Source organism: Gimibacter soli, assembly GCF_028463845.1.
GTDB lineage: Bacteria > Pseudomonadota > Alphaproteobacteria > Sphingomonadales > Kordiimonadaceae > Gimibacter > Gimibacter soli.
Genome location: NZ_CP116805.1, coordinates 3,507,808 through 3,519,724 on the forward strand (window position 1 = coordinate 3,507,808; position 11,917 = coordinate 3,519,724).

9 protein-coding genes are annotated in these 11,917 nt (G+C 61.4%); 2 read left to right on the forward strand and 7 right to left on the reverse strand.

Going from position 1 to position 11,917, the window contains the following annotated elements; translation table 11 throughout:
* The first annotated feature begins 150 nt into the window (after nucleotides 1-150).
* Nucleotides 151-1,230 (forward strand): methyl-accepting chemotaxis protein, encoded by a 1,080-nt coding sequence (locus PH603_RS16170; RefSeq protein ID WP_289503795.1) that lies wholly within the window; start codon nucleotides 151-153, stop codon nucleotides 1,228-1,230.
* A 91-nt stretch (nucleotides 1,231-1,321) separates the two neighbouring features.
* Here the strand turns inward: PH603_RS16170 and PH603_RS16175 are convergent, their stop codons facing one another.
* Together PH603_RS16175 and PH603_RS16180 are read right to left on the reverse strand one after the other, a co-directional pair.
* The gene (locus PH603_RS16175; RefSeq protein WP_289503796.1) at nucleotides 1,322-3,178 is read right to left on the reverse strand and encodes an ABC transporter ATP-binding protein; all 1,857 of its coding nucleotides are present in this window, start codon (nucleotides 3,176-3,178) and stop codon (nucleotides 1,322-1,324) included.
* A gap of 118 nt (nucleotides 3,179-3,296) precedes the next feature.
* Nucleotides 3,297-4,106, reverse strand: a complete 810-nt coding sequence (locus PH603_RS16180) for a PEPxxWA-CTERM sorting domain-containing protein (protein ID WP_289503797.1) — start codon at nucleotides 4,104-4,106, stop codon at nucleotides 3,297-3,299.
* 217 nt (nucleotides 4,107-4,323) lie between these two features.
* On the opposite strand from PH603_RS16180, the gene PH603_RS16185 reads away from it, so the two are divergent.
* A complete protein-coding gene (locus PH603_RS16185) occupies nucleotides 4,324-6,054 on the forward strand; it encodes a sodium:solute symporter family protein (RefSeq protein ID WP_289503798.1) in 1,731 nt (576 codons plus the stop codon).
* A gap of 124 nt (nucleotides 6,055-6,178) precedes the next feature.
* On the opposite strand, the gene PH603_RS16190 is transcribed toward PH603_RS16185, so the two are convergent.
* The 5 genes from PH603_RS16190 to PH603_RS16210 all read right to left on the reverse strand — a co-directional run bounded on the left by PH603_RS16190 (nucleotide 6,179) and on the right by PH603_RS16210 (nucleotide 11,911).
* Complete coding sequence (locus PH603_RS16190) at nucleotides 6,179-6,649, reverse strand: hypothetical protein (protein ID WP_289503799.1); 471 nt, start codon at nucleotides 6,647-6,649, stop codon at nucleotides 6,179-6,181.
* A 27-nt stretch (nucleotides 6,650-6,676) separates the two neighbouring features.
* The gene (locus tag PH603_RS16195) at nucleotides 6,677-7,129 is read right to left on the reverse strand and encodes a PH domain-containing protein (protein ID WP_289503800.1); all 453 of its coding nucleotides are present in this window, start codon (nucleotides 7,127-7,129) and stop codon (nucleotides 6,677-6,679) included.
* Nucleotides 7,130-7,243: 114 nt separating this feature from the next.
* Nucleotides 7,244-7,855, reverse strand: coding sequence for a DUF3916 domain-containing protein (locus PH603_RS16200; protein WP_289503801.1), 612 nt, complete (start codon nucleotides 7,853-7,855; stop codon nucleotides 7,244-7,246).
* Between the two features lie 94 nt (nucleotides 7,856-7,949).
* Nucleotides 7,950-10,274 carry a beta-N-acetylhexosaminidase gene (locus PH603_RS16205; RefSeq protein ID WP_289503802.1) on the reverse strand — a complete coding sequence of 775 codons (2,325 nt, stop codon included), beginning with the start codon at nucleotides 10,272-10,274 and terminating at the stop codon, nucleotides 7,950-7,952.
* 125 nt (nucleotides 10,275-10,399) lie between these two features.
* Entirely contained in the window at nucleotides 10,400-11,911 is a 1,512-nt protein-coding gene (locus tag PH603_RS16210; protein WP_289503803.1) for a tryptophan halogenase family protein, read from the reverse strand.
* Nucleotides 11,912-11,917 lie beyond the last annotated feature (6 nt).

An 11,917-nucleotide genomic window follows, 5' to 3' on the forward strand; every position in this document is an offset into this window, starting at 1 on the left:
TGCAGTTTCGAATGTAACAAATCTTCCTTTTGCGCTGCAGCATCGATGTGCTAGCAAAGCAGCAACAAAGATAAACTCTGCCGTCCAGAAAAACCGGTTGCCCGAAGGGCTGCCGGCGCCCTGTTTTCAAGAGCAATGAGTACGGCAACCATGATAAATGTACGTCCCGGGGACGCCGCCAATGCGGCAGAGGACACCGCCATCGACGAGATGGACCCCGCCCAGATCATCGCGCTGACCGCCGATGTGCGCGGCACCACCGACAGCAAGATCGCCGAGATTCAGGCCGTTACCGGCAGGACCAAGATACTGGCCCTCAATGCGCTGATCGAAAGCGCGCGCGCGGGCGAGGCCGGTCGTGGCTTTGCCGTTGTCGCGAACGAGGTGAAAGGCGTTTCCGAGGAAATTGCCGAGATTGCCGTCACGCTGCGCAACGAGCTTTCCTCGAAGGTCGCCCTTCTCGATCTGATCGGCCGCAATATTGTCGATCACCTGCGCGGCCAGCGCATGGTCGATCTCGCCCTCAATGCCGTCGAGCTGATTGACCGTAACCTTTATGAACGCACCTGCGACGTGCGCTGGTGGGCCACCGACAGTGCCGTTGTCGACTGCCTCGCCGCGCCCTCGCCCGAGGCTTCGGCGCATGCCGCAAAGCGCCTTGGCGTGATCCTGTCGGCCTACACGGTTTACCTTGATCTCTGGATTGCCGACACGAAGGGCCGTGTGATCGCCAACGGGCGGCCCGGCCAGTATAAGGTGGAAGGCGCTTCGGTTGCCGATGAAAACTGGTTCCGCGAAGCCATGGCCACGAAATCGGGGGACGATTATTCGGTCGCCGATATCGCCCGCAACCGGCATCTCGATAACGCGCCCGTTGCCACCTATGCCGCCGCCATCCGCGCGGGCGGCGAAGCGGACGGTGCCATCCTTGGTGTCCTCGGCATTCATTTCGACTGGGGCCCGCAGGCCCGCGCCATCACCGAAGGCGTGCGCTTCTCAAGCCAAGAGGCCGGCCGTTCCCGCGCCCTCCTCCTTGATGCCTCGATGCGCGTGATTGCCGCGTCAGACGGCAAGGGGCTGCTGACCGAGAAGATCGAGCTCGACACCAAGGGTGAAACCGCAGGCCATTACAGCCTGCCCGATGGCACCATCATCGGCTTCAACCGCACGCCGGGCTACGAGACCTACGAAGGCCTTGGCTGGTACGGCTGCATCATTCAGGCGCCGTGAACTCTCGCCCGTCACCCCGAACCTGATCCGGGGTCCATGCCTGATGCAAACACCGCTGGATGCCGGGTCAAGCCCGGCATGACGGCGTGGGTTATTCCGCCGCTTCCGTCTCGGTTTCTTCATCAAGCCCGAGGAAACCGCCTGACTGGCGGGACCAGAGACGGGCATAGATGCCATCCTGCGCGATCAGGTCGGCATGGCTGCCTTCCTCGACGATCCGGCCCTTATCGAGCACGATCAGCCGGTCCATCGCCGCGATGGTGGAAAGCCGGTGTGCGATGGCGATCACCGTTTTGCCTTCCATCAGTTTCGAAAGCTGGCTCTGGATCGCGGCCTCAACCTCGCTATCAAGCGCCGATGTCGCTTCATCGAGCACAAGGATCGGGGCGTTTTTGAGGAGCACGCGGGCAATGGCGATGCGCTGGCGCTGCCCGCCCGAAAGCTTCACGCCGCGCTCGCCCACATGGGCGTCATACCCCGTGCGCCCCTTGGCGTCTTTCAGTTCCATGATGAAATCGGCGGCTTCGGCCTGCTCGGCGGCGGCGCGCAACTCTTCCTCCGTCGCGTGCGGGCGACCGTAGGTGACGTTCTCGCGCACCGACCGGTGCAGGAGCGACGTATCCTGCGTCACGACGCCGATCTGGGCCCTGAGCGAATCCTGCGTCACATCGCGCAGGTCGGTGCCATCGATGGTGATACGTCCGCCATCAAGGTCATAGAAGCGCAGCAACAGGTTCACGAGGGTCGATTTGCCTGCCCCCGACTGGCCGACAAGGCCGATCTTCTCGCCCGGCTTGATGGCGAGATCGAGCCCGCAGATCACGGCCTTCGTCGGGTCGTAATTGAAGACCACATCCTCGAACCGGATTTCGCCCTTCACCGGCGGCAGCAACTTGGCGTCCGGCGCATCATTGATGACGCGCGGCAGCGAGATCGAGCCGATGCCGTCCTTGACGGTGCCGATATTCTCGAACAGGGCCGAGACTTCCCACATCAGCCACTGGGACATGCCCATGATCCTGAGCGCGAGTGCCATGGCGATGGCAATGGCGCCCGTGGAGACCGCCCCCAATTGCCACAGCCAGATGCCGAGTACCGCCAGCGAGAAAACGGTGCCATAGTTGAGGCAGTCCCGCGCCGTATTGAACCAGGTGACAAGGCGCATCTGGCGGTGAACCGTATCCAGAAACTCCCCCATGCCTTCGCGGGCATAGGCTTCCTCGCGTTCGGAATGCGAGAAGAGTTTCACGGTGGCGATGTTCGTGTAGCTGTCGACGATGCGACCGGTCATCATCGAGCGGGCGTCGGCCTGCTCCTGCGCCACCTTGCCGAGGCGCGGCACGAAATAGACCATCAGGAGCCCGAAGATCACGACCCACGCGGCAAACGGCATCATCAGGCGCCAGTCGGCGGTGGCAACCACGAACAGGGTGCCGGCCATATAGACGATCACATAGTTCGCCACATCCAGCACCTTGATCACGGTTTCCCGCACAGCAAGGGCCGTCTGCATCAGTTTGGTGACGATACGCCCGGCGAACTCGTCCTGGAAATAGCTCATCGACTGATGCACCAGATAGCGGTGCACGTTCCAGCGGATGCGCATCGGGAAATTGCCGAGAAGCGTCTGGTGAATGACCGCCGACGACAGGAAGCTCATGATCGGCATGGCAACGATCAGCACAAAGGCCATCAGCGCCAGCTTGCCACCTTCTTCCGCAAAAAAGTCCTCGGGACTGTGCGCTTCCAGAAGATCAACAATGGAGCCGAGGAAGCTGTAAAGCGACACTTCGGCAATCGCGATCAGCGTGGTCAGCACCGCCATGAAGGCGAGCCACGGCTCGGTGCCGCGCATATAATGGCGGCAGAAAGCATAAAGCGTTTTGGGCGGCTGCGTTGGCAGTTCGCGCGGGAACGGATCAAGGCGGTTTTCAAACCAGCGGAGCATGTCGTGAGTTCTTTTCTTATGTCATGATTTGGGCCGGATACTTTAGTCCCGAATGCCCGGAAGTCATGACATTTTTGCGAGCCCGCGCCGCCGACGTGATCACAATCTCGCTACATCGTCACCCGATGCTGAGTTGCCGACCCCGACGCCGCACCGCCAAGCCCGCGAGCCCGAAGCCCATGATCATCATCAGCCATGTGGCCGGCTCGGGGATCCCCGCAATTGGCGGCTTGATGGAAACTGTGCTGAAATCGAAGTAAAGATCGGCGTCGCGATATTCACCGTCATAGAAAATCATGTAGCCCATATTGTTGGATGGCGTATTCGGAAAATTCGCTGTCTTTGCCAAGTTGTAAAACTCAGCGTTGGTAAAAAGGCTATTGTCCGAATTACGAAGAATTATGTCGACAAACGACATGATAGTGCCATTGGGTGTTGCAAACTCGTACATTGAGAGGGAGAAGCGATCCGCCCCCGCATGGCCCGGAAAGCCATTCTGAACGGTTAGTTCCTGCGCATAATCCGAGCTGGTATAGCGCCAACTTTCGGTCCCCAGTTCCCAGTCAACATATTCATATGCAAACGTCTTGGCTTCATAGTTCGAGTGCACTTCATACACACCGTTGTCCGCCACATCGTCAGCAAACGTGATCGCCATCTTGAACCGGCCCGTCGTACCGGCAATCCCGAAAGCGGTCAGATCCCCACCGACGCTGTAAACTTCAATATCCCCTTCGATACTATAGGTAATGCTTGCCTCGGCAGCACTACTGAAGCCCGCGACTATAGCCACTGCTGCGAGAAACGCTTTCATCTCGACCCCCGTTCCCATGGCGATGTTAAAGCGTCTGAAGCCCAGACCGTCTGAACGCAAGGCGACGACAAATCCTGCGGCAAAATGGCGGAACCCCGCCAGACGCGACATCATTGGTTAATGAAAGATTAAGCCCTAGATACCATAGCGGGGGCAATCTCACAACCGGCGATAGAGAAAGGGCATATTATCTCCCGAAACTCCGCCACTTTTCCCTTGCCTCCCCCGCCCAAAGACTTCATATTTGTGACAACGTTGTCAAACATCAGCGATCCCGAACGCCGTGGGGGCATGGCGGGATGGCTGTCCATACTTCTCGGGGAGGGGTGCCTTGCATCTGACGGCTCTCGACTGGGCGATTGTTGCCCTTGTGCTTTTCGGCAACCTTGCGGTTGGCCTTTATGTCACCAAGCGGGCGAGTGCGAGTAGCGCCTCCTTCTTCCTCGGTGGGCGTCACATGCCCTGGTGGCTTCTTGGCACCTCGATGGTCGCCACCACCTTCGCGGCCGATACACCGAACCTCGTGACCGGGCTTGTCCGCACCGGGGGTGTGGCCGCCAACTGGGCCTGGTGGTGCTTCCTCCTGACCGGCATGCTGACCGCCTTCGTTTACGCCAAGCTGTGGCGGCGGCTCGGCGTCACCACCGATAACGAATTTTACGAGCGCCGCTATTCCGGCAAGCCTGCCGCTTTCCTGCGTGGCTTCCGGGCGGTTTATCTCGGCATCTTCTTCAATGTGCTGATCATGGGGAACGTGACGCTCGCCGCTATCAAATACGGCGCCGTGCTATTCAATGTGAGCCCCGTGATGGTGGTGGTGATCGCCGGCGGCGTAACGGTTGCCTTCTCGGCGGCGGGCGGCCTCCTTGGCGTGCTTGTCACCGACATGGTGCTTTTCGTGATCGCCATGGCGGGTGCCATCATCGCTGCGCTTTATGCGCTTGATCATCCCTCGGTCGGCGGGCTTGACGCATTGCTTGCCCATGCCAATGTGGCCGACAAGCTGCCGATGGTTCCGGACATGAGCGACCCGGCTGTTTATGTGCCGCTCCTTGTCATCCCCTTGGCCGTTCAGTGGTGGGCGAGCTGGTATCCGGGGTCGGAGCCCGGCGGCGGCGGCTATGTGGCGCAGCGTATGCTGGCGGCGAAGAACGAGCGTCACGCCGTGGCTGCGACCGTCTTCTTCAACCTCGCGCACTATGCCCTGCGCCCGTGGCCGTGGATCATCGTGGCCCTGGCCTCGCTTGTCGTCTTCCCCGATATCGCGAGCCTGAAGGCAGCCCTGCCGCAGGTTCCCGAAAACATCCTGACGGACGATCTGGCCTACCCCGCGATGCTCACGTTCCTGCCTGCCGGCCTTCTGGGGCTTGTGATGGCATCGATTGTGGCGGCCTATGTGTCGACGATCTCGACGAGCCTCAACTGGGGGGCGTCCTATGTGGTGAACGACGTTTATGTGCGCTTCATGAAGCCGGACGCCACCGACAAACAGCAGGTGATGGCAGGCCGTGTGGTCACCGTGCTGCTGATGGTGCTTGCCGGGCTTTTCGCGCTGACGCTTGAAAGCGCCAACCAGGGCTTCAACCTGCTTCTGTCAGTCGGCGCCGGCACCGGGCTTCTGTTCATCCTGCGCTGGTTCTGGAGCCGCATCAATGCCTGGTCGGAAGTGGCCGCGATGGTCATTTCCTTCGCCGTTTCGATCCTGCTGGATCGCATCGACTTCGGCCTAGCCTCGCACGAGAAATTCGTGGCCGCGGTTGCCATCACCACGGCAGGCTGGGTGATTGTCACGCTCCTTACCCCGAAAACCGACGCAGCCAAGCTTTCGGCCTTCAAGGCGGAAACCGCCGCCTTCACCGAGCCCGGCGTGGTGGGTAGCGGCGTGCGTGCTGCCGCATGGGGTGTCGCGGGTGTTTATGCCCTTCTCTTCGGTCTCGGCCAGCTTCTCTATGGCAACCTGACGGCGGCCGCACTTCTGCTGTTCGTGTTCACACTTGCGACGGCGCGAGTGCTGGGCGCGATCAAGCGAGTGCCGGTGACGGAGGAGCCCTCCGCCCCCTGACGTATCAGAAGCATAGAGACCGTCTCGCGGGGCTGACCCTCCCCTCCCCTTCCAGCCCCGAGACGATAAAGGCCGCGACACTCCCCTCCTTGTCGCGGCCTTTTCATTTGAGGGTTGGGTTCGGTCAGACGAGCAGCTCGAAGCCGAAAACGCGGCTGGCCTCGGCAAGCTTCAGCCGGATGTCATCCGGCGCCTCGCTCAGGTCCTGCATCAGGATATCAATGCCACCACCCGGCTTGCGGTTGATACGGATGCGGCCCATGCCTTCGTTATAAAGGATGACCTTTTCAACTTCGTCCCAGCCCAGTTTGCGGCGCGTGGGCAGGCGCAGCTCGGCACCCGCCTCCGTCAGCACCAGATAATCGGTCCGCACCAGGAAGGCGTCCCGGGCACTCCTGAAAAGGAAGACAAGCAGCAGCGCAAAAAGCACGGCAAACAGATAGCTCGCGCCATTCGGCGGGTCGGCCGGATCGCCGAACCCGGCGAGCGAAAGGAACAGGTCAGCCGCGAACGCAAGGGCTGCAAGCGTGAGAAGCGCTGCAATCACCAGCCGGCGTTTCAGATAGCTGACTTTGGCATGGAGGGTGACGGTCATGGGCAGAGACTATCGCTAGCAATGGCCTTAAGGGGCGAGGCCGAGCGCACCCGCAAACTCGCGGGGGCTTTCCACGCTCAGGATATAGCGCTTGCCGTCGCGGAGCTCAAAGAAAACGGCGGCGGCGGGATCGGTGACCAGCACAAAGGCGGCCTTGCCGTCCTTCAGCCGGTAGGTGCCGACCTTCAGGTTCGGGAGCCCGGTGCCATTCAGCCGGAGCGACAGGCCAAGCGCTTCATCGTTTTCAAGATCAACCGGCCGGAAGGATTCGGGCAGGATTTCGGCCCGCGGCACGATCTGCTCATAGGGGAAAAGGCGGATATTCAACACCTTCTCGTCAACGAGATAGGCATGGCGCGTGCCATACTGGGCGAACAGCACCAGCGCAGCATAGAGAAGGGCCAAAGGCACCAGCACATAAAGCGACCACATCAGACTCGGCACAAGATCGACGGCCGGGGCGGAAAAGGCGATTTTCATTCTTAACCTCCATCCGAAAGGGTCCCGTGGGGGGTGACAGGACCCTTGTTGGTGAAGATTACGGCATTTTTTGGCCAGAACAACCCTTGGGTGTTTTTTAGTCTATTTTAACGTTCATTTGCGCGCAGGACGAACCCATGGATGGTCGCTTTCAACATACAGCCAGCGCTGATGTTCGTCACATCCTTCAAAGGCCGGCAACCCCCAGGGACGATCATCGGCGGGCGGCACATAATCTTCGTCCGCTTCATTCTCGGCGCGGTAAGCACTGAGGTGGCCAAGCACCGCGCCACGTTCAGCGAAGGACCGAGGCACGTCAAAACCGAGCCGCGCCGAAAGCACCGGCCCAGTCGGAGCACCGAGCGCAGGGCCACATTCTATTTCGAAAAGATCTTTCGAATAATAGACCGCCACGCGGCTCGCCCAGAAATCGGGCCAGAACAGCATGACGGTGACAAGCGCGTGGTCTTCATCCCCATCATCGCGGGCTGACACCATATTCTGTCCGGCCTGCAACAGGTACCCGGCACACAGCGCCAGCGTTTCATTGGTCACATCCGGCCCTTCAACGAGCCAGTCGCTGCAGGAAATACGAAACGGCATGACCAGATCGTCGGGCTCGGGAAAATCGTCCTTGAACCCGTCGGCCCACCGGGCAAGGTGCCTCAGTTGCTGTGCTTGCGCACGCGCCTGCCGAAATCGCTTCAGCCGTTCAATGATCGCCATAAGCCCCCACAAATGAAGCCGCGCCCACCTGCCGGCAGCAGGGGACGCGGCTTCGATAGTTTTAGCGCCACCAGACCAGTGCTGACAAGCGGGCCTAGTTCAAGAGTTCAACCTTGTGGATCGCCCAAAGCGGGTCAAAGCCCGGCCGGGTGAAGCGGAAGCACAGGGTGGCTTCCTCGCCCAGCGGCGCGATTTCGCCTTCGATGGTGGCAACACCGGTCTCGCCCGTGATGGGAGCGAGCGGCAGGGTAGCGACACGGTCGCCGCCACAGCCGGGCGCCATGACGATCAGCTCACCGCCCGGCGTTTCCTCCGGCTGCACTTCCACCGCTGCAATCCCCGAGGCGAGCTCGAAATTGAACGGCAGTTCCGAAACGCTGACGCGGATTTTGGTCACGCCTTCCAGATCGGCGTCTTCATAAAGCCAGCAGGGCTTCATGATATCGATATTGAGGGGCACCCGCGTGCCACCAAGCGGACCATCGTCCTCGAGCCGCAGGCGCAACGCATTGTCGCAGTGCTTCAGGTCACCCCCCATGCGGGTACGCAAGGAGGCAATGTCGAGCCCGAAGTCGCGCGGGGCGGCAATCGGCACACTGCCCGCAAAGGTCGCAGCCCGGAGCTTGCCTTCAAGCGGCAGGTCGAGCGGTGCGGTCACGGCCGGCGACGCCAGCGTCGGTGCGCTGCCGTCAAGCGTGTAGCGGATGTCGCCATACCCCAGCTGGTTTGCCACCGTCACACTCACCCGATCGCCGTCGCGGTCCGCCGTGAAGGCAGGCGCAAAGCCGGTATCGGATACCCGGATACCCATGGCCTGCCAGCGGCCAAGCTGATCGACAAGGCGCGGCAGGAAGGCCGAGAAATCACGCTTGCCTTCGTCGCTCCATGTCATTTCGGCGAGCGCTGCGATACGCGGGAAGACCGCGGTCTCCACGCGGTCATCGGTGCGCATATGCTCGCTCCATGTATTCGCCTGTGCGCCGAGGATATGATGGCGCTTGTCCGCCGCCAGTTCGGCCGGCACGGGCTCGAACTCATAGACTGTTTTCAGTGACTGGGCGATCGGGCGGCCCGGCTGTTCGTCGGCGCGCTCGGTGGCGAGGAAATCGAAATACAGGGTCGGTGACGGGCTCATCACCACATCATGGCCGTGGCTGGCGGCCTCCAGCCCGCCTTCGGTGCCGCGCCACGACATGACGGTCGCGTTTTCCGAAAGCCCGCCTTCAAGGATTTCATCCCAGCCGATCAGGATACGACCGTGCGAGGACAGCCATTTATCCAGCCGTTCAACGAAGTAGCCCTGCAGGGCTTCCTCATCCGTCAGGCCTTTTTCCTTGATGAAGGCCTGCACGCCGGGGCTCGCCTTCCACTGGTCCTTCACGGCCTCGTCGCCGCCGATATGGACATAGCGGCCGGGGAACAGATCAACAATTTCAGTGAGCACGCCTTCAAGGAAAGTGAAGGTCGGCTCATAGGGATTGAAAAGCGTTGTATAGACGCCCCATTCGGAGCCCGCATGGGTCGGCGCCGTTACGCCCGGAATGTCGTTCACCGCCAGTTCGGGATAGGCCGCAATCGGGGTTGTGGCATGGCCGGGTACTTCGATCTCGGGTACAATGGTGATCGCGCGTTCGGCGGCATAGGCCACGACTTCGCGGATTTCATCCTGCGTATAGAAACCACCATAGAGGCGCGGCTTGCCGGTTGCGGGGTCGATATCTTCCGCCGCTGCCCGGCCCGCCGGCACCCGCCACGCGCCAACCTCGGTCAGTTTCGGATAGCCCTTGATCTCGATCCGCCAGCCCTGATCATCGACCAGATGCCAGTGGAAGGTGTTGAGCTTCAGGAGCGCCATCTGGTCGAGCAGCTTTTTGACAAAATCCTTGCCGCGGAAATGACGGGCTTCATCGAGCATCAGGCCGCGCCAGCCAAAGCGCGGGGCATCTTCGATGGTCAGGGCTTTCAGCCGCACCCCGGCCGGGGCGGGCTCATGGCCCAGCAGTTCAAGGAAGCTGACGCCACCATAAAGAAGCCCGGCATCGGTCGAAGCCTCGATGGTGACACCATCGCCCGAGACAATCAGGCGGTAGGCTTCCGCCGCCATGCCGTCTCGGCGCACGAAGCGCACCGCGCCTTCAGTGCCGGCGGTGAGGGAGATACCAGCCAGCTTCTCAGCATAGGTGGCGACGAAGGCCGCAGCCTTTGCCGCCACCTCGTCGCCCGCTGCCACAGCGATCCCTGCCTTCGGGGGCAGGACGAAAAAGCCCTCTTCCGCGAACTGCAGCAGGCCCGGCGTCGGCAACACCGAAACCGGCACATCAAGGGGCGCTGCCCCCTTCGCTGCCTCGTCAGTCTGATTGCCACAGCCCCACAGCATCAGTGCCGCCACCGCGCCGCCGATCCATTTGCCTGCCTTCATCGTCGCTCCCCCTTCTTGTTCAATCTTTGCCGGGAAAAATCGGCGGAGCTTCATCCGAAGCTCCGCCCAGTTCCCCAATATCAGCCGGAGAAATCGAACCGGCCGATCCCTGATGGCGCCAGGCATCACATATGCAGCTGGCGCAGATAATCTCCGTGTGGTGCCGTGTTTTTCACCGCCATGTCGCCCATGCGGGCGAGATCGGCAAAAATGGCTTCGGTCTCGGCCGGATCGGCGCGGGTCCAGAGGTCCGGCCGGTGGTCCATGCCATAAAGGATGTATCGGTAATTCTCGTCCGTGAAGATGGTCGAGAAGCTGCCCGAAAGATCGGAAAATTCGCAGATTTTGCGCCGCCATGCCTCAAGCTGTGCTTTCAGCCACGGGGTATGGTCAACCGTGGCAGGGGCGGCGCGCCAGAAGTCGCTGTCATCGCGGTCGGTGAGGCAATAATGCAGCACGATGAACTGCTTCAGGTCCTGATAATAGCCGCGCATCAGGCGGTTGAAGCTGTCGCGCACCGACTGGTCCGGCGCCCCGGAAAGGTGGGTTCCCATCAGCCCTGCGGCCAGATTGATGAGGTGCAGGCCGGTCGATTCCAGCGGTTCGATAAAGCCGCCGGCAAGCCCGGTGGCGATGCAGTTGCCGACCCAGAATTCGCGGCGGCAGCCCACCTTCATGTCAAGGTGGGTGCATTTCAGCACCTTGGCCTCAGGCCCGAGGAAGGCGCGAAGCTCGGCCTCCGCTTCCTCGGGGGTCAGGCGGTTGCCGTCATAGACATAGCCCGTGCCCTGCCGGTTCACGAGATCGATCTGCCAAGCCCAGCCGTTCGTCAGCGCGGTTGCCGTTGTATAGGGTTTCGGCGCCTCGCCGGGGGCCAGTTCCCGCTGCAGCGCGACGGCGCGGTTGCACGGGAGGGCGTCTTCGAAACTTTCCCAATTGTCGGCCTTCAGCCGGTCGATCAGCAGGCCGCGGAAGCCGGTGCAGTCGACAAAGATATCGCCTTCGAACCGGTCGCCGTCGTTTGTCACCACCGCCTTGATCGTCGCCCCGTCGCAGTCAACATCGGCGACGGTGGCTTCCACATGGCGCACGCCGGCCTCGATCGCCTTGCGGCGCAGGAAGCGCGCCATCAGGGTCGCGTCGATATGATAGCCATAGGGCACCACGCCCTGATAGGCACGGGATGTCATGGTCTTCGGCCCGTGGCGCGCTTTCATGAGGGGGGCGGAAAGGCTCACCCCCTCGTCATAGCGCTCCGCCCCTGCCCGCTCGCTCGTCAGCCACTGGCTCGAGATATCGAGCGTGCGACCGAGCGGCTGGTGCTCGAACGGGTGAAAATATTCGTGGGGTCGGCCGTCCACCGGCTTCATCCAGTTGCGGAACAGGATGCCAAGCTTGAAGGCGCCGTTTGTTTCCTTCAGAAGCTCGGCTTCATCAAGCCCCATCTGGGCGAAGAAGAATCGCACGCTGTGCACGGTCGCCTCGCCCACGCCGATGATGCCGATATCCGGGCTTTCGATCACCGTGATATCCATGTGGCGACCGGCGAGATTGAAACGGCGGTTGAGGTAGATGGCAGTCATCCAGCCGGCCGAGCCGCCGCCCACAATCACCATCGATTTGCGTGCTTCTGCCATCCCTAT

Coding starts and splice junctions, on each gene's coding strand:
- PH603_RS16170 (WP_289503795.1), top strand. CDS start 151: ATGATAAATGTACGTCCCGGGGACGCCGCCAATGCGGCAGAGGACACC.
- PH603_RS16175 (WP_289503796.1), bottom strand. CDS start 3,178: ATGCTCCGCTGGTTTGAAAACCGCCTTGATCCGTTCCCGCGCGAACTG.
- PH603_RS16180 (WP_289503797.1), bottom strand. CDS start 4,106: ATGATGTCGCGTCTGGCGGGGTTCCGCCATTTTGCCGCAGGATTTGTC.
- PH603_RS16190 (WP_289503799.1), bottom strand. CDS start 6,649: ATGACCGTCACCCTCCATGCCAAAGTCAGCTATCTGAAACGCCGGCTG.
- PH603_RS16195 (WP_289503800.1), bottom strand. CDS start 7,129: ATGAAAATCGCCTTTTCCGCCCCGGCCGTCGATCTTGTGCCGAGTCTG.
- PH603_RS16200 (WP_289503801.1), bottom strand. CDS start 7,855: ATGGCGATCATTGAACGGCTGAAGCGATTTCGGCAGGCGCGTGCGCAA.
- PH603_RS16205 (WP_289503802.1), bottom strand. CDS start 10,274: ATGAAGGCAGGCAAATGGATCGGCGGCGCGGTGGCGGCACTGATGCTG.
- PH603_RS16210 (WP_289503803.1), bottom strand. CDS start 11,911: ATGGCAGAAGCACGCAAATCGATGGTGATTGTGGGCGGCGGCTCGGCC.